The organism is Sinorhizobium sp. BJ1 (assembly GCF_002531555.1).
Taxonomy (GTDB): domain Bacteria; phylum Pseudomonadota; class Alphaproteobacteria; order Rhizobiales; family Rhizobiaceae; genus Sinorhizobium; species Sinorhizobium fredii_B.
In genome coordinates, this window is record NZ_NWTH01000007.1 from 260,983 (window position 1) to 278,292 (window position 17,310).

The 17,310-nt window shown below is 63.8% G+C and carries 18 protein-coding genes; 10 read left to right on the forward strand and 8 right to left on the reverse strand.

What is annotated here, in order from left to right:
• Nucleotides 1–187: 187 nt before the first annotated feature.
• On the reverse strand, nucleotides 188–913 hold the full coding sequence (locus tag CO676_RS13110; RefSeq protein ID WP_097521364.1) for a response regulator transcription factor: 726 nt from the start codon (nucleotides 911–913) through the stop codon (nucleotides 188–190).
• A gap of 337 nt (nucleotides 914–1,250) precedes the next feature.
• Between CO676_RS13110 and CO676_RS13115 the strand changes: the two genes are divergently transcribed.
• From CO676_RS13115 to CO676_RS13130, 4 genes are all read left to right on the forward strand, one after another.
• Nucleotides 1,251–2,861: a phosphoenolpyruvate carboxykinase gene (locus CO676_RS13115; RefSeq protein ID WP_014766524.1), complete on the forward strand. Its 1,611-nt coding sequence runs from the start codon at nucleotides 1,251–1,253 to the stop codon at nucleotides 2,859–2,861.
• Between the two features lie 166 nt (nucleotides 2,862–3,027).
• Nucleotides 3,028–3,462, forward strand: a complete 435-nt coding sequence (gene arfB / locus CO676_RS13120; protein WP_014766525.1) for an alternative ribosome rescue aminoacyl-tRNA hydrolase ArfB — start codon at nucleotides 3,028–3,030, stop codon at nucleotides 3,460–3,462.
• A 93-nt stretch (nucleotides 3,463–3,555) separates the two neighbouring features.
• The gene (gene lysM / locus CO676_RS13125) at nucleotides 3,556–4,029 is read left to right on the forward strand and encodes a peptidoglycan-binding protein LysM (protein WP_097521365.1); all 474 of its coding nucleotides are present in this window, start codon (nucleotides 3,556–3,558) and stop codon (nucleotides 4,027–4,029) included.
• Between the two features lie 131 nt (nucleotides 4,030–4,160).
• A complete protein-coding gene (locus CO676_RS13130; RefSeq protein ID WP_097521389.1) occupies nucleotides 4,161–4,772 on the forward strand; it encodes an alpha-ketoglutarate-dependent dioxygenase AlkB in 612 nt (203 codons plus the stop codon).
• A gap of 190 nt (nucleotides 4,773–4,962) precedes the next feature.
• On the opposite strand, the gene coaA is transcribed toward CO676_RS13130, so the two are convergent.
• From coaA to hisB, 7 genes are read right to left on the reverse strand one after another with little or no spacing between them, the layout of a single operon-like run.
• The gene (gene coaA, locus CO676_RS13135) at nucleotides 4,963–5,958 is read right to left on the reverse strand and encodes a type I pantothenate kinase (RefSeq protein WP_014766527.1); all 996 of its coding nucleotides are present in this window, start codon (nucleotides 5,956–5,958) and stop codon (nucleotides 4,963–4,965) included.
• On the reverse strand, nucleotides 5,955–6,278 hold the full coding sequence (locus CO676_RS13140; protein ID WP_014766528.1) for a phosphoribosyl-ATP diphosphatase: 324 nt from the start codon (nucleotides 6,276–6,278) through the stop codon (nucleotides 5,955–5,957). Before CO676_RS13140 ends, coaA begins: the two co-directional genes overlap by 4 nt.
• A 12-nt stretch (nucleotides 6,279–6,290) precedes the next feature.
• Nucleotides 6,291–7,067: an imidazole glycerol phosphate synthase subunit HisF gene (gene hisF, locus CO676_RS13145; RefSeq protein WP_097521366.1), complete on the reverse strand. Its 777-nt coding sequence runs from the start codon at nucleotides 7,065–7,067 to the stop codon at nucleotides 6,291–6,293.
• A gap of 4 nt (nucleotides 7,068–7,071) precedes the next feature.
• Nucleotides 7,072–7,809, reverse strand: coding sequence for a 1-(5-phosphoribosyl)-5-[(5-phosphoribosylamino)methylideneamino]imidazole-4-carboxamide isomerase (gene hisA / locus CO676_RS13150; protein WP_014766530.1), 738 nt, complete (start codon nucleotides 7,807–7,809; stop codon nucleotides 7,072–7,074).
• A gap of 29 nt (nucleotides 7,810–7,838) precedes the next feature.
• Complete coding sequence (gene hisH / locus CO676_RS13155; protein WP_097521367.1) at nucleotides 7,839–8,489, reverse strand: imidazole glycerol phosphate synthase subunit HisH; 651 nt, start codon at nucleotides 8,487–8,489, stop codon at nucleotides 7,839–7,841.
• Complete coding sequence (locus CO676_RS13160) at nucleotides 8,489–8,965, reverse strand: DUF2628 domain-containing protein (protein ID WP_097521368.1); 477 nt, start codon at nucleotides 8,963–8,965, stop codon at nucleotides 8,489–8,491. Before CO676_RS13160 ends, hisH begins: the two co-directional genes overlap by 1 nt.
• Before the next feature lie 25 nt (nucleotides 8,966–8,990).
• Nucleotides 8,991–9,599 carry an imidazoleglycerol-phosphate dehydratase HisB gene (gene hisB, locus CO676_RS13165; RefSeq protein ID WP_014766533.1) on the reverse strand — a complete coding sequence of 203 codons (609 nt, stop codon included), beginning with the start codon at nucleotides 9,597–9,599 and terminating at the stop codon, nucleotides 8,991–8,993.
• A gap of 293 nt (nucleotides 9,600–9,892) precedes the next feature.
• Here hisB and hslV point away from each other — a divergent pair, with 293 nt between their 5' ends.
• From hslV to CO676_RS13195, 6 genes are all read left to right on the forward strand, one after another.
• Nucleotides 9,893–10,450 (forward strand): ATP-dependent protease subunit HslV, encoded by a 558-nt coding sequence (hslV, locus tag CO676_RS13170; RefSeq protein WP_014766534.1) that lies wholly within the window; start codon nucleotides 9,893–9,895, stop codon nucleotides 10,448–10,450.
• The gene (locus CO676_RS13175) at nucleotides 10,440–10,961 is read left to right on the forward strand and encodes a GNAT family N-acetyltransferase (RefSeq protein WP_014766535.1); all 522 of its coding nucleotides are present in this window, start codon (nucleotides 10,440–10,442) and stop codon (nucleotides 10,959–10,961) included. The genes hslV and CO676_RS13175 overlap by 11 nt, the downstream gene beginning before the upstream one ends.
• Nucleotides 10,958–12,262, forward strand: coding sequence for an ATP-dependent protease ATPase subunit HslU (hslU, locus tag CO676_RS13180; RefSeq protein WP_014766536.1), 1,305 nt, complete (start codon nucleotides 10,958–10,960; stop codon nucleotides 12,260–12,262). The genes CO676_RS13175 and hslU overlap by 4 nt, the downstream gene beginning before the upstream one ends.
• Before the next feature lie 192 nt (nucleotides 12,263–12,454).
• Nucleotides 12,455–13,405: a DUF1402 family protein gene (locus tag CO676_RS13185; RefSeq protein WP_097521369.1), complete on the forward strand. Its 951-nt coding sequence runs from the start codon at nucleotides 12,455–12,457 to the stop codon at nucleotides 13,403–13,405.
• 112 nt (nucleotides 13,406–13,517) lie between these two features.
• Complete coding sequence (locus CO676_RS13190) at nucleotides 13,518–14,918, forward strand: cytochrome P450 (protein ID WP_014766538.1); 1,401 nt, start codon at nucleotides 13,518–13,520, stop codon at nucleotides 14,916–14,918.
• A 318-nt stretch (nucleotides 14,919–15,236) separates the two neighbouring features.
• Nucleotides 15,237–17,240: a hydantoinase/oxoprolinase family protein gene (locus CO676_RS13195; RefSeq protein ID WP_097521370.1), complete on the forward strand. Its 2,004-nt coding sequence runs from the start codon at nucleotides 15,237–15,239 to the stop codon at nucleotides 17,238–17,240.
• Nucleotides 17,241–17,310 lie beyond the last annotated feature (70 nt).

Here is a 17,310-nt window from a genome sequence, read left to right on the forward strand (position 1 = left end):
GGAGCACCGAAGGGTCGGGCTTGAGGTCAAGCGTATTGCGGCGCTTTCGCCGAAGCCGGCGCTATCTGGCGGAATCGATCGCCGCTATCATCATGACTGCTCACCAGTCGCGAGCTGCGATCCCGTTCGGTGGCCGCGTCGGTTTTCAATGAGCCACAATCGGTGCGAAGGCAAGCCCCGCGTGGCCTCAGGCGGACTCGCGGAAGCGATAGCCGACGCCATAGAGCGTCTCGATCATATCGAAGTCGCCGTCGACCATCTTGAACTTCTTGCGAAGCCGCTTGATGTGGCTGTCGATCGTCCGGTCGTCGACATAGACCTGTTCGTCATAGGCGGCATCCATCAGCGCGTCGCGGCTTTTCACGACGCCGGGCCGCTGCGCCAACGAATGCAGGATGAGAAATTCGGTGACGGTGAGTGTGACCGGTTCGCTCTTCCAGGTGCAGGTGTGGCGCTCCTGGTCCATGACCAGCTGTCCGCGCTCCAGCGAGCGGGACGGCGCGTCGGCGCTCTTGGCAAGGCCAACGACTCCGGCCGCGGCGGCGTCGCGGGCCGGTGCGCGGCGCAGGATCGCCTTGACGCGCTCGACCAGGAGCCGCTGCGAGAACGGCTTCGTGATGAAATCGTCCGCCCCCATCTTCAGGCCGAAGAGCTCGTCGATCTCCTCGTCCTTGGAGGTCAGGAAGATCACCGGCAGATCGGATTTCTGCCGGAGCCGCCGCAACAGCTCCATGCCGTCCATGCGCGGCATCTTGATGTCGAAGATCGCCAGGTGCGGCGGGCGCGCCACCAGACCCTCGAGCGCGGAGGCGCCATCGGTATAGGTTTCGACCTTGTAGCCCTCGGCTTCCAGCGCGATGGATACCGATGTCAGGATGTTACGGTCGTCATCGACAAGCGCGATGGTCTGCATCGTGTTTCAACTCCGTCTTTATGGGTCCGGCGCCGGGATCCGCTCTTGGCAGCGGCGGCAAACCGCGAGTCACGGTTGCGTTACTTGAGTATAAAGGTGGAACAAATTGTGGCGAAGCGAAAAAAGCGCCCTATCGCAGGCGGGTCGGAGCGCCTGCTACGGTTGGGCTCCTCCAGGGAGCGATTCAACCGATTAAAAAATCCATATTTTTCTTTAAATCGATTAATATACTGATATCATTACTCTTTTAGGATTAACTACCTTGTTTTCAGCAAACCGACCCGGTATGTTCCAATGAAATTCAACGCCATTGGCCAGAGACGAAGGAAGCTTGACCATGGAGCAACTCGGCAACCGCAACCCCTCGAACGGATTGGAAACGATCGGTTTTTCCGACCTCTCGGTCGTTCGCTACAACTTCGAGGCAGCGGAGCTTTATGAGGAAGCCCTTCGCCGCGGCGAGGCGCAATTGACGGCTCATGGTGCGCTTTGCGCCCGCACCGGCCAGCACACCGGCCGCTCGCCCAAGGACAAGTATGTCGTGCGTGATTCGGCCACGGCCGATCAGATCTGGTGGGACAACAACAGCGCGATCTCGCCCGAAAACTTCGAGCGTCTTCGCCAGGATATGCTGGCGCACGCCAAGGGCATGTCGCTCTATGTGCAGGATCTCGTCGGCGGCGCCGACGAGGAGAATGCGTTGCCGACGCGGGTCGTCACCGAATTCGCCTGGCATTCACTGTTCATCCGCAATCTCCTGATCCGTCCGCCGCGCGAGGCACTGGCGACCTTCCTGCCGAAGCTGACGATCATCGACCTGCCGAGCTTCAAGGCCGATCCCGAGCGCCACGGCTGCCGCAGCGAGACCGTCATCGCCTGCGACCTGACCAGGGGTCTCGTGCTCATCGGCGGCACGTCCTATGCAGGCGAGATGAAGAAATCGGTCTTCACCGTGCTCAACTACCTGCTGCCGAAGAAGGCCGTCATGCCGATGCACTGCTCGGCGAATGTCGGCCCGGCCGGCGACACGGCCATCTTCTTCGGCCTTTCCGGCACCGGCAAGACGACACTCTCCGCCGATCCGAACCGCACCCTGATCGGCGACGACGAACATGGCTGGGGCCACCAGGGCGTCTTCAATTTCGAAGGCGGCTGCTACGCCAAGGCAATCCGCCTGTCGGAAGCGGCCGAGCCGGAGATTTTCGCGACGACACGCCGCTTCGGTACCGTCATGGAAAACGTCGTCCTCGACGAACGGCGCGCGCCCGACTTCGACAATGGCTCGCTGACGGAAAACACCCGTATCGCCTATCCGCTCGATTTCATTCCGAATGCCAGCGAGACCGGCACGGCGCCGCAGCCGCGCACCATCATCATGCTGACGGCGGATGCCTTCGGCGTCCTGCCGCCGATCGCCAAGCTGACGCCGGAACAGGCCATGTACCACTTCCTGTCCGGTTATACCGCCAAGGTCGCCGGGACGGAGAAGGGCGTGACGGAACCGGAGGCGACCTTCTCGACCTGCTTCGGCGCACCGTTCATGCCGCGCCATCCCTCGGAATACGGCAACCTTCTCAAGGATCTGATCGCCAAGAACGGCGTCACCTGCTGGCTCGTCAATACCGGCTGGACCGGCGGCGCCTACGGCACCGGCAGCCGCATGCCGATCAAGGTAACGCGCGCGCTTCTCTCGGCGGCGCTCGACGGATCGCTGAACAGCGCCTCGTTCCGCACCGATGCGAATTTCGGCTTCGCGGTGCCGGTCTCGGTGCCGGGCGTGGATGACCGCATTCTCGACCCGCGCTCCACCTGGTCGGACGGCGTGGCCTATGACGCCCAGGCGCGGCGGCTGGTCGAAATGTTCATCGCCAACTTCGCCAAGTTCGAGAGCCATGTCGACGGCAGCGTGCGCGATGCCGCTCCGGGGACCCGGTTGGCCGCCGAATAACATCGCAGGCCATGATTCACGTGAAACCCGGTCCTCACGGCCGGGTTTTCGCGTTTTATCTTGAGGTCGTTCTCAATCGCGCAACTCTGTGCGATAGAACGGTCTCTATCCAAAGTGCTACAGCGTCACGCGTCTGGTCAGACGCGTGACGCTGTAGGGGGCGAACATGGCAAGCGAACCGCTTTACATCAACGAAAACATCGTGATCGCCGGCTGGGAGCTGACGGAGCAGTTCGTGCTGGCCGGCGGTCCGGGCGGCCAGAATGTCAACAAGGTGTCGACCGCCGTCCAGCTCTTCTTCGATATCCAGGCCTCACCGTCGCTCCCGGACCGCGTCAAGGCCAGTGCCCTGAAGCTTGCCGGCAGACGGGCCTCCAAGGACGGCGTGCTGATGATCGAGGCCAGCCGTTTCCGCAGCCAGGACCGCAACCGCGAAGACGCCCGCGAGCGGCTGAAGGAACTGATCCTGAAGGCGGCCGAACCGCCGCCGCCGCCGCGCAGGAAGACGAAGCCGTCGCGCGGTTCGATCGAGCGGCGGCTGAAGGAGAAGTCCGGCCGCGGCGAGATCAAGAAGCTGCGCGGACGCCCCGCCGGCGATTGAGGTACGGGCGTGCCCTGAATCTTTCCGGACTGCCCTTGTCTTCATGGAAACCGTCCTCTCTTACCGGCAGCATACCCGTAGAAGGAGGCGACCATGGGTCTGTTCAGCTTCATCAAGAGCGCCGGCAAGAAGCTCGGTATCGGCGACGATGATAGCCCGCCGGATGCGGCGACCGTCGAGAAGGAACTCGCGTCTCACGATCTCGGCACCAAGGACGTCAAGGTCGAAGTCGTCGACGACAAGGTGGTCCTCAAGGGTGTCGTCAAGGACCAGTCGATTTTCGAGAAGGCTGTCGTCGCCGTCGGCAATACGCTCGGCATATCGGCGGTCGAAGCCTTCGAACTGCAGGTCGCCGCTGGCGGCGCGGCGCCGGCGGCGGCAAAGGCTCCGGTTTTGCATACCGTGAAAAAGGGCGACAACCTCTGGAAGATCGCCGAGGTACACTGCGGCAAGGGCAAGGGCGCCAAACACACGGTGATCTTCGAGGCCAACCAGCCGATGCTCACCCATCCGGACAAGATCTATCCCGGCCGAGTGCTGCGCCTCCCGGAGCTCGATGCCGGCTGAGCGAAGGCGATATTCGGGTCGCATTCGGCTCCAATGAGCGCTACATCCCAGTCGTCGGGGCCCCTTGAGCGGCAGTTTCGCCTCCCGCGGAAAGAGGTCGGTGATCGTCATCGAACGACAGGGTGCTGGCAATGCAGGTGCTGCCGAAGGGCGTAAGGCATATTCCCGGTTTTCTCGACCGCTCGCGTCAGGAAGAGCTTGTCGAGGCCATCCGCCATGTGGTCGCCACGGCGCCGCTCTACCTGCCGGAAATGCCGAAGACCGGCAAGCCGATGTCGGTGCGCATGACCAATTGCGGATCGCTCGGCTGGATCACCGATCGCGAGCGCGGCTATCGCTACCAACCGGAACATCCGGTCACCAGCAAGCCGTGGCCGCCGATTCCCGATGTCCTCATCGACATCTGGTGGGCGGTTTCGGCAAGCGACAAGCGACCCGAGGCGTGTCTCGTCAATTTCTATTCCGCCGACGCCCGGATGGGATTGCACCAGGACCGGGACGAGCGCGACCTGGAAACGGCCGTCGTGTCGATTTCGCTCGGCGATACCTGCCTCTTCCGCGTCGGCGGCCGGACGCGCGGCGGGCGGACCATGTCGTTCAGGCTCGAAAGCGGCGATGTCGTCGTGCTCGGCGGCGAGGGGCGGCTCGCCTTTCACGGCGTCGACCGGATTTATCCGAACACCTCGACGCTCTTGAAGAACGGCGGGCGGGTCAATCTGACGCTACGGAGGGTCAATCCGTAGAGCTTCGATAAGACCCCTCCCCAACTCTCTCCACAAGGGGAAGGAGCTTCAATGTTCGCTGCGACCGCCTGCCGCTTCCGACCGTCGGAAAGGCCGACTTCGAAACGCTGGCAGTGCGGCATCGTAAGTCACTCCCCCTTGAGGGGAGGGGTTGGGGAGGGGTCTTCACTCCAGCGCCGAAGCTCTGCGCTCAAAGCTTCCTCAGCGCCACCGTCTGCGTCAGGTGATTGGGACCCTTCTGCAGGATGAGGTCGGCGCGCGGCCGCGTCGGCTGGATATTCTGGTGCAAGTTTTTCAGGTTGATGTTGTGCCAAAGGCCTTCGGCGATCGCCCGCGCTGCGTCCTCGCTGATCGTCGCATAGCGATGGAAGAAGGATTGCGGGTTCTGGAAGGCCGTTTCACGGAGCCGCATGAAGCGGCTCACATACCAGTTGTGGATCAGGCTTTCCTCGGCGTCGATATAGATCGAGAAGTCGAAGAAGTCCGAGACCATCGGGACGATCTTGCCGTCGGCCGGCAGATCGCGCGACTGCAGCACGTTGATTCCCTCGAAGATCAGGATGTCCGGTCGGTCGATGACCTGGAATTGGTCGGGGATGACGTCATAGGTCAGGTGCGAATAGGTCGGCGCCTTGACGTTCGGCCGGCCGGCCTTGATCGCCGAGAGGAAGCGCAGCAGCGCGCCGATGTCGTAGCTCTCCGGGAAACCCTTGCGATCCATCATGTTTTCGCGCTGCAGGTGCGCATTCGGGTAGAGAAAGCCGTCCGTCGTGATGAGATCGACCTTCGGGCTCGAGGGCCAGCGCGCCAGCAGCTCGGCGAGGATACGGGCGGTCGTCGACTTGCCGACGGCGACGGAGCCGGCGATGCCGATGACGAAGGGGGTCTTCGTCTCGTCCGACATGCTCAGGAAGCGCTTGCGCTGCTGGAAGAGAATCTGCGACGCTTCCACATGGGCGGAGAGAAGTCGCGACAGCGACAGATAGATGCGGCGCACCTCGCCGAGATCGACCGGGTCGTTGAGCGAGCGCAGCCGTTTGACCTCTTCTGCCGTCAGCGTCAAGGGCGTATCGGCGCGAAAGCGCGACCATTCCTGGGCGGAGAAGACGTGATAGGGCGAATATTCGCCCCCGGTGAGATTGCCCGGAATATCGACCGGTTCGATGTCTTTCGCGGCGATGCTCATGGATTCTGCCGGTTTGCCTTCTCCTGCAGGCCGGATTGGCTCGTTCGCCTGGCCAGTTCGCTCATCACATCCTGCAACGGGACGGCGGCGATGTTCAATACGACCATAAGATGATAGAGGAGATCGGCGCTCTCATCGATCAGATTCTCGCGGTCGCCACTGACCGCCGCGATCACCGTTTCGACCGCCTCCTCGCCGAGTTTTTTCGCCGCCTTGCGCTGTCCGGCCGCAACCAGCTTGGCCGTCCAGGAGTCTTCCGGCGCCGCCTTGGCCCGGGTCGCCACGATCGTCTCGAGATCGGTGAGGGTGAAAGCGCTCATCACGAAAATCCTTCAATCGAGGCGCATGGCGATGCCGCGCTCGGCCATGTAGCGCTTCGCTTCGCCGATGCTGTAGGTACCGAAGTGGAAGATGGATGCCGCAAGCACTGCTGTCGCATGGCCGTCGCGGATGCCTTCCACCATATGATCGAGCGTTCCGACGCCGCCCGAGGCGATGACCGGCGCACGCACCGCATCGGCAATGGCGCGCGTCAGCGCGATGTCGTAGCCGCTCTTGGTGCCGTCGCGATCCATCGAGGTCAAAAGGATTTCGCCGGCGCCGAGGTCGACGACCTTCCTGGCGAATTCGAACGCATCGATGCCGGTCGGCTGGCGCCCGCCATGGGTGAAGATCTCCCATCGGTCCGCTTCGCCCGCAGCCGAGACCTGCTTCGCGTCGATGGCGACGACGATGCATTGGTTGCCGAACTTGTCGGCGGCCTCGGCTACGAAACCCGGATTCTTCACGGCCGCCGTGTTGATCGATACCTTGTCGGCGCCGGCAAGCAGCAGCTTGCGAATATCCGATACCTGGCGCACGCCGCCGCCGACGGTGAGCGGCATGAAGCATTGCTCGGCGGTGCGGGCGACGACGTCGAAGATCGTCTCGCGATTGTCCGATGAGGCGGTGATATCGAGGAAGCAGAGCTCGTCGGCCCCGGCGGCGTCATAGGCTTTTGCCGCCTCCACCGGATCGCCGGCGTCGATGAGATCGACGAAATTGACGCCCTTGACGACGCGGCCGTCCTTAACGTCAAGGCAGGGGATTACGCGGGCTTTCAGCGTCATCGGTTCATCCCTTTCGCGCGGCGCGGATCAAGGCCAGCGCCTCTTTCGGATCGATCCGCCCATCATAGAGCGCCCGGCCGGAGATCGCCCCTTCGAGCTTCTCGGCATCCGGCGCGGTCAAGCGGCGGATATCGTCCATCGAGGCGAGACCGCCCGAGGCGATGACCGGAATGGAAACCGCATTGGCGAGTTCCAAGGTCGACTCCCAGTTGATGCCGGTGAGGATGCCGTCGCGGTCTATATCGGTATAGATGATCGCCGAAACGCCGGCGCCCTCGAATTTCTTCGCAAGCTCGATAACCCCGAGCTCGGAGGCTTCCGCCCAGCCCTCGACCGCCACCTTGCCGCCCTTGGCGTCGATGCCGACCGCCACCCGGCCGGGGAACTTGCGGCAGGCCTCGATCACCAGCGCCGGATCGCGCACCGCGACGGTGCCGAGGATGACGCGCTTGAGCCCGCGCGACAGCCAGTTCTCGATATGCTCGAGCGTACGAATGCCGCCGCCAAGCTGCACCGGATTCCGGGTCGCCTTTAGGATGGCGTCGACCGCAGCGCCGTTCACCGTCTCGCCGGCAAAAGCGCCGTTCAGATCGACCACATGCAGCCATTCGAAGCCCTGTTCCTCGAAGGCACAGGCTTGGGCGGCCGGATCAGGGTTGTAGATCGTCGCCTGGTCCATGTCGCCGAGCTTCAGGCGCACGCATTGGCCGTCCTTGAGGTCGATCGCGGGGAAGAGAATCATGTGTTCGTCCGATCAGATGGCGGGAGCCTCTAGGGCTTCCAACGCAGGAAATTCGAAATGAGGGCGAGGCCGAGCGCCTGGCTCTTTTCCGGGTGGAACTGCGCCCCGGCCTTGTTGTCACTCGCGACGAAGGCCGTCACCGGACCGCCGTACTCCGTCTCGGCGATAACGTGCTCCGGGTCTGCGGCGGCGAGGTGATAGGAATGCACGAAATAGGCATGCAGTCCTTTCTCGCCGGTCGGAATGCCCTCGAAGAGCGCGTGCTGCCGGTTGAGCCGCAGCGTGTTCCAGCCGATCTGCGGGATCTTCAACGACGGGTCCCGGGGCGCCATCTCCACGACGTCACCCGGAATCCAGCCGAAACCCTTTGTGGTTGTCTTTTCCAGCCCGCGCGACGACATGAGCTGCATGCCGACGCAGATGCCGAGAAAGGGACGTCCTTCCGTCTCGACGGCCTGCACGAGCGCCGCTTCCATGCCGGCGACGGCGTCAAGGCCACGGCGGCAGTCGGCATAGGCACCGACGCCCGGCAGCACAATGCGATCGGCCGAAGCAACCCGTTCCGGCTTGTCCGTCAGGTCGATTTCGGCGGCGATGCCGGCTTCGCGTGCCGCTCGCTCGAAGGCTTTGGTGGCCGAGCGCAGATTGCCGGACCCGTAGTCAATGATGGCGACCCGCATCAGCGCTCTCCATAGGATTCAAAGAAGCCGACCCCGGCGGCATTTTCCGGCCGTCCGGACTTGGACCATTCGATCGACTGCAACGGAGTTGCGCCTTGATGGTGCGCCGTTGCTGCCGCGTTCGCGAAGTAGATCTCCTCCGCCGTCTCGATGTTGCGGGCCGGAATGATCGAGCGAAGCGTCCAATCCTCGGCCGCGAGTTTCCGGGCGATGAAAAGCGGCCCTTCGAGCGATACCAGCAGACTGAGCGCCACCTGCATGGTCAACGCGGCGGCGAAGCCGCCGGGGAGCGTCGACACAAGAATTAACAGAATTTGCAAAACGGCAACGGAGATTCCGAGCAGCCAGGCCCGCTTGGCGATCAGCCAGAGCGCGGGGAAGAAGAAGGCTACCCAAGAAAAACCGTCGGCGATGAACCGCGCCCTTTCGTCGTCGGCCGGTGCGCCGGGCGGGGTCATGATCAGATAGGAGGCCATAAGTCTTCAGCCAGTCTTGGCCGGCTCAGGCGAGCGTGCCCTTCGTCGAGGGAACGCGTCCAGCCTGGCGCGGGTCGATTTCTGTTGCCGTGCGAAGCACGCGGGCGACGGATTTGAAGCAGGTCTCGGCAATGTGATGGTTGTTGGCGCCGTAGATGTTTTGCACATGCAGCGTGATGCCGGCGTGCTGGGCGAGCGCCTGAAAGAATTCGCGCACCAGCTCGGTGTCGAAGGTACCGATCTTCGGTGAAGTGAAGGTCACGTTCCAGACGAGAAACGGCCGGCCGGAGACATCGACGGCGGCGCGCGTCATCGTCTCGTCCATGGCGAGGTCGAGCGAGGCGTAACGGGTGATGCCGCGGCGATCGCCGAGCGCCTTGGCAATCGCCTGGCCAATGGCAATGCCGGTATCCTCGACGGTGTGGTGATCGTCGACATGGAGGTCGCCTTCTGTCTTGATCTCCATGTCGATCAGCGAATGGCGCGCGAGCTGGTCGAGCATATGATCGAAGAAGCCGACGCCGGTCGCAATCTTCGAGACGCCGGTACCGTCGATTTTGACGGAGACGGACACCGCCGTTTCGTTCGTCTTTCGCGAAACCTGGCCGGAGCGGCTCAGCGTCACGTCTGCCATCAGGCTCTCCTGTCTGCACTCGATAGACCGGAGCGGATGCGGGCGGCAGAACGCCTTCCGCCGCCTCGACCCGTTCCAGAGCCGCTGCATATCAGGCGGGGCGCCAAATATCCAGAACCGCGACGGAGATTCGATCGGTGCCGAGCGACAGGCGCGAACCCGCGTCAAAGTGGCCGGTAGGGGTGATTTGAGCCGCGCATTTGCAATCGCGTCGCGCTAACTTACATAGGCCTCAAGCAACCAGGTTCTTTCGGGCAGCAACGCCTCGTATGCCGGGGCCGACAGGTATTTTGATGAGCGAACACAATCCCTATGGAACGATGCATGCCACCACCATCATCACGGTGCGCAAGGACGGCAAGGTGGTGATGGCGGGCGACGGCCAGGTGAGCCTCGGCCAGACGGTGATGAAGGGCAATGCGCGCAAGGTCCGGCGCCTCTCGAAAGGCGACGTGATCGCCGGCTTCGCCGGCGCGACGGCGGACGCCTTCACGCTTCTGGAGAGGCTCGAGGCGAAACTCGAGCAATATCCCGACCAGTTGATGCGGGCGGCCGTCGAACTTGCCAAGGACTGGCGCACCAACAAGTATCTGCGCAATCTAGAGGCGATGATGCTGGTCGCCGACCGATCGGTGACGCTGGCGATCACCGGCAATGGCGACGTGCTCGAGCCGGAGCACGGGACGATCGCCATCGGCTCGGGCGGCAACTACGCCTTTGCGGCCGCCCGCGCCCTGATGGACAGCGACAAATCGGCCGAAGAGATCGCCCGGCGCGCGCTCCAGATCGCCGGAGACATCTGCGTTTATACCAACCACAATGTCGTCATGGAGACGCTGGATGCCGGCTGACTGGGCAGATGTCAGCTTCGAGCCGGTGGCCGAGCGCCATCTGCCGATGCTGCTTGCCTGGCTTTCGGAGCCGCATGTCCGACAATGGTGGGGCGACCCGGATGTGGAACTCGGGCTGATCCGCGAGGGTTGCGCCAGCGGCGAGGTCGACGGGTTCGTCTTTCACGTGTGGGGCGAACCGGCCGGTTACATCCAGTCCTGGATCCCCTCGCAATATGACGAGGAGCCCTGGGCGAAGGATCTGGCGTCCGACACGCCCGGTGTCGATATCTTCATCGGGCCCCCTGAAATGACCGGCAAAGGCGTCGCGGCGCTCGCGCTCAAGGCCTTTGCCGGAAAGCTGTTCGAAAAGGGTGCCGCCCGGATCGTCATCGATCCGGATGCCGGCAACCGGCGAGCGGTCAGAGCCTATGCGAAGGCCGGCTTCGTGCCCTTCGCCGAATGGATAGACGAGTCCGGTCGGACCCTCCTGATGGAGCTGACGCGGACCGAGTTTGAGAGGAATTCATGACCACCTTTTCACCCAGAGAGATCGTATCGGAGCTCGACCGCTTCATCATCGGCCAGAAGGACGCCAAACGCGCCGTGGCCATCGCATTGCGCAACCGCTGGCGCCGCCAGCAGCTGAGCGACGAGCTGCGCGACGAGGTCATGCCGAAGAACATTCTGATGATCGGCCCAACCGGCGTCGGCAAGACGGAGATTTCCCGCCGCCTCGCCAAGCTCGCCGGCGCTCCCTTCGTCAAGGTGGAAGCCACCAAGTTCACCGAGGTCGGCTATGTCGGCCGCGACGTCGAGCAGATCGTCCGCGACCTCGTCGAGGTCGGCATCACGCTGGTGCGCGAGAAGAAGCGCGCCGACGTCAAGGCCAAGGCCCACCAGAATGCCGAAGAGCGCGTACTCGACGCGCTGGTCGGCACGACGGCGTCGCCGGCGACACGCGATTCCTTCCGCAAGAAGCTGAGGGCCAACGAGCTCGACGACAAGGAGATCGAGGTCGATATCGCCGAAATCGGTGCGCCCGGCGGCTTCGAGATCCCGGGCATGCCGGGTGCCAATATCGGCGTCCTGAACCTGTCGGAAATGTTCGGCAAGGCGCTGGGCGGCAGGACCAAAAAGGTCAAGACGACGGTCAAGGATTCCTACGAGCTCCTGGTCAACGACGAATCCGACAAGCTGCTCGACAATGAGCAGATCCAGCGCGAGGCGATGGCGGCGGCGGAAAACGACGGCATCGTCTTCCTCGACGAGATCGACAAGATCGCCGCCCGCGACGGCGGCATGGGCGCCGGCGTTTCGCGCGAAGGCGTCCAGCGCGACCTGCTGCCGCTCGTGGAAGGAACGACGGTGGCGACGAAATACGGGCCGGTGAAGACGGATCACATCCTCTTCATCGCCTCCGGCGCTTTCCACGTGTCGAAGCCGTCCGATCTGCTGCCCGAGCTGCAGGGGCGCCTGCCGATCCGGGTCGAGCTGCGCGCCCTGACCAAGGAGGATTTCCGCCGCATCCTGACTGAGACCGAGGCGAGCCTCATTCGCCAGTACAAGGCACTCCTGGAGACGGAGGGCGTGGCGCTCGACTTCACCGAGGATGCGATCGACGCGCTCGCGGAGGTCGCCGTGCAGCTCAACGCCAATGTCGAGAACATCGGCGCCCGACGCCTGCAGACGGTGATGGAACGCGTCCTCGACGAGATCTCCTTCAACGCGCCCGATCGCGGCGGCGATACGCTGATGATCGACGCGGACTATGTCCAGAAGCATGTCGGCGATCTTGCCGCCAATACCGACCTGTCGCGCTACATTCTGTGACGCCGGCGCTGCACTCGCCCGCAAAATAGCGCTGGTCACCGCATCGTGGGGCGCCTGTCACTCGACAGGCGCCCATATATTTTCTAGAGCGAACGCTGATCGGTCGAAAACGGGGCATTATTCCGACATGATTGTGCCCTAGGTGGCCGCGCCCGGACGAATCGGGGCCCCAGCTTCACAGGAAAATTAAACGTGCGCCTTACCGCCTGCCTGCTTCTTCTCGCCACGCTTTGCTTCTCCGCGGCGCAACCGGCCGCGGCCGAGATTCGCGTGGTCCCGGAAGGCAACCGGCACGTCGAGCAGCCGCGCGTTCCCGGCGCTTCCCTTCGCCGCACCAAGGCTGGCCGGACCTCCTTCGACGCGAAATACGAGAAGGTGCGCGATTTGCTCGCCAGCGACCGCAATCTCGTCGCGAAGATCAAGTCGATCGCCGCCGCCTACGGTATCGCGCCGATCCACATGATCGGCGCCATCGTCGGCGAGCACACCTACAATGTCGACGCCTATGACCGCCTGCAGGCCTACTACGTCAAGGCGGCCGCCTATGCCGGCAACAGCTTCCACTTCGGTTACGACGGCGAATCCGTCGATGAATTCGTCAAGCGTCCGCAATTCGCCGACTGCGCCGGCGAAAAGTCCTCTTACGCGCTGTGGAGCTGCCGCGAGCGGATCTGGGACAGGGAGTTCCGCGGCCGGTCCGTCGGCGGACAAACTTTCCCGAACAACCGCTTCAGCGCCGTCTTCTTCCAGCCTTTCTTCGCCGGCCAGACCTTCGGCCTCGGCCAGATCAATCCGCTCACCGCCTTGATGCTGACGGACATGGTATCGCGCGTGTCCGGCTATGATCGTCTCGACGAGAATAATGCCGGCGCCGTCTACGAGGCGATCATGGATCCGGATGTCTCGCTCGCCTATATGGCCGCCTCGATCCGGCATTCGATCGATGCCTACCGGTCGGTCGCCGGCATGGACATTTCCCACAACCCTGGCCTGACTGCGACGCTCTACAATGTCGGCAGCCCGGACGAGCGCGCCGCTGCACTTGCGGCGAAGAATGCGGGCGGCGAGGTCCACTGGCCGGAAGAAAACTATTATGGCTGGCTGGTCAACGACAAGCTCACCGAGCTCGAGGCCTTGCTTTAGGCGGCGGCAGAGCGTCGGACCCCATCCGTATCTCGATCGCGCTTCACGTGAATCATCTTCTTGATTGCGCCGTAAAAAACTGAAACGGTAGGCGGTCAGGAAAGGCATCGACATGGACACGCGACCGGAGCCCTTCGAGCCGCCCGCGCCCGTCCCGCGCACCCACATTCCTTCGCGGCTCGAGATCATCCGCACGGTGCTGCGCAATCCGCTCGAACTGTGGGGCGAGCCCTCCTATACGCTTCCCTGGATCGAGACGAAGTTCATTAACCAGCGGACATTGATCGTCAACGATCCGGGACTCATCCGTTACATTCTCGTCGAGAATGCCGCCAATTACGAAATGTCGAATGTCCGGCGGCTGATCCTCCGCCCCATCCTGCGCGACGGCCTTTTGACGGCGGAAGGCGAGGTCTGGAAGCGATCGCGCAAGGCGATGGCCCCGGTCTTCACGCCCCGCCACGCGAAAGGCTTCGCCGGTCAGATGCTGAGCGTCTCGGAGCATTTCGTCCAGCGCTACGAACGTGCCGCTTCCGAGCCCTTCGTCTCCAATGTCGCCGTCGACATGACCGAGCTTACCTTCGAGATCCTCGCCGAAACGCTCTTCTCCGGGGAGATCGCCGTCGCAAAGGAAGGCTTTGCCGCCAATGTCGAGGAACTGCTGCACCGGATGGGCCGTGTCGATCCGATGGATCTTCTCGTGGCGCCGCCGTGGGTGCCGCGTCTCACCCGTATTGGGGGTCGAAAGGTGCTCGAACGCTTTCGCGGCGTCGTGTCGGAGACGATGGCGCAGCGCCGGCAGCGCATGGCGGAGGGGCCGGACAAGGTTCCGAACGATTTCCTGACGCTGCTCCTGCAGCTCGAGAGACCGGAGGGACTTTCGACCTCCGAGATCGAGGACAATATCCTGACCTTCATCGGCGCCGGTCACGAAACGACGGCCCGGGCGCTCGCCTGGACGCTCTATTGCATCGCCAATACGCCGGCCTATCGCCAGACGATGGAGCGCGAGATCGATTCAGCGCTGGCAAGCGGCGCCGAACCGGTCGAGTGGCTCGAACGGATGCCGCATGTGCTCGCCGCCTTCGAAGAGGCGCTGCGGCTCTACCCGCCGGCGCCTTCGATCAATCGCGCCGCGATCGAGGAGGACGCGTGGACGTCACCGGAAGGCGAGGTTGTCCCGATCCGCAAGGGCATATCAGTGCTGATCATGCCGTGGACGCTGCATCGTCACGCGCTCTATTGGCAGAAGCCGCGCGCCTTCATGCCCGAGCGCTTCCTTCCCGAAAACCGCGACAAGATCAACCGCTTCCAGTATCTCCCCTTCGGCGCCGGCCCGCGCATCTGCATCGGCGCGACCTTTGCGCTGCAGGAAGCAGTGATCGCTCTTGCCGTCTTGATGCACCGCTTCCGCTTCGACCTGACCGAAGCGACGCATCCCTGGCCCGTGCAGAGGCTGACGACCCAGCCGAGGGGCGGGTTGCCGATGATGGTATCGGTGCGGTCGGGGTAGCATATCCGGCTGGTCGGGTGGCATCCCCTCTGCCCCGCCGGGCATCTCCCCCACAAGGGGGGAGAACGGCAAGCCGCGGGCTCTCCGCCTTCTATCCCCGACAAACTCACCTCGTAGCAGGAGGGAGGAATGGCGCCTGGCGGTGCCTCTTTGATCTCCCCCTTGTGGGGAGATGCCCGGCAGGGCAGTGGGGGTAAGCCTATCAGACTTTTGAACGTCGCTGTCACGCGATGGATTTTCGCGAAAGTATGCCCTATCACCGGACGATCCTGACCCCTGGCTTCCTCCCGATCCTAGAATAATGGACTTGAGCAGAAATTGACCTCGCATCTTCTTCTCGGCATCGATACTGGCGGCACCTATACGGACGCCGTTCTTTTCAGTGAAGCGGCGGGTGTCGTCGCCAAGGCCAAGGCGCTGACGACGCGGCACGATCTTGCCGAAGGCATTTCCGGAGCGGTGGAAGCCGTCCTGAAAAAGGCGCAGGTTCCGGCATCGGCAATCAGCCTCGTTTCGCTCTCGACGACGCTCGCCACCAATGCGCTCGTCGAAGGCCAGGGCGGCCGCGCCGGGTTGGTGATGATCGGTTTCGGGCCTGAGGATCTGAAGCGCGACGGCCTCCAGCAGGCGCTGGGGTCGGATCCGGCGATTTTCCTTCCGGGCGGCCATAACGTCCATGGCGGCGAGGCGCCGCTCGACATGAGCGCGCTCGACGAAGCACTGCCGACGCTTGCCACCGAAGTGTCGTCCTTCGCCATCGCCGGCTACTTCGCCGTGCGCAATCCGGATCACGAGAAACGGGTGCGCGAGCGCATCCGCGAAGTCTCGCATCTGCCGGTCACCTGCAGCCACGAACTGTCCTCCAAGCTCGGCGGTCCGCGCCGCGCGCTGACGACGCTCCTCAATGCCCGGCTGGTTTCGATGATCGACCGGCTGGTCGGCTCCTGCGAAGATTTCCTGAAGGAACGTGGCATCGACGTGCCGATGATGGTGGTGCGCGGCGACGGCGCGCTGATCTCCGCCGCGGAGGCAAGGCTGCGGCCGATCGAGACGATCCTCTCCGGGCCGGCCGCGAGCCTGGTCGGGGCGCGCTATCTGACCGGGCTCGAAAACGCCGTCGTCTCCGATATCGGCGGCACGACGACGGATGTCGCCGTGCTCGATGCCGGCCGCCCGCGGCTCGACTCGGATGGGGCCGTCGTCGGCGGCTTCCGCACCATGGTCGAGGCGGTCGCCATGCGCACCTACGGCCTTGGCGGCGATTCGGAGGTGAAGATCAACGATCGCGGCCTCAAAGCGAAGATCGATCTCGGCCCGCGCCGTTTCCTACCCTTGAGCCTTGCAGCGGCGCTCCATGACGATGCGGTGCTGTCGGTGCTCGACAAGCAGCTGCGGGCGACCCATGCCGGCCGCCACGACGGCCGTCTTGCCGTGCGCACCGGCCTGCCCGACCATCTGGCGAGCGGCCTTCAGCCGCAGGAGCAGGCCCTATACGACAGGATCGGTCCGGTGCCGTTGGCGCTCGCCGACCTTATCGTCAGCACGCCGCAGAAGGCGACGCTCGACCGGCTTGTCGCCCGCGGACTGGTGCATATCTGCGGCCTGACGCCGTCCGACGCGATGCATGTGCTCGGCAGGCAGTCGCAGTGGAATACCGAGGCCGCGCTGCTCGGCCTGAAGATCGCTGCCCGGACCAAGGACGGCTCCGGCCAGCCGATCGCCGCCTCTGCCGAGATGCTGGCGAAAACGATCGTCGACCGGCTGGCGCGGCAATCCTCGGAGGTGATTCTCCAGGCCTGCCTTAACGAGGATGGTGCCGGCGCGATCGACCCGGCCTCCTCCCTCGCGGTCGATCGCGCGCTGAAGCGCCAGCCCGGCATCGTCCGCTTTTCGCTCGGCCTCGACCGGCCGCTCGTTGGCCTTGGGGCCTCGGCGCCGGTATATTATCCGGCGATCGCCGGGATGCTGGCGACTGAAGCGGCAATCCCGGCGGAAGCCGACGTCGCTAATGCCGTCGGCGCCGTCGTCGGCCAGGTGCGCGCCACCGTCACCGTCTTCGTGACGGCACCCGAGGAAGGCATCTTCATCGTCAACGGCGCGGGCGCGAGCGAGCGCTTCATCGACCAGGAGGAGGCCTTCGGTGTCGCCCGCCGCCGCGCCGAGACCATGGCGCTGGAGACGGCGCGTGCCAACGGCGCGGAGGAACCCGCCGCGACCGCTTGGGAGGAGATCGACGCTCCGGAGGTCGAGGGCGGCCGCAAGCTCATCGAGGCGCGTTTCATCGCGTCGGCGAGCGGCAGACCGCGAATCGCCCATCACTGATCTTTTCCAATTTGGAAATAATTCTTCGCATCCTTGCGGAATTGACAGGCAACGGGTTGATGGGAGACTG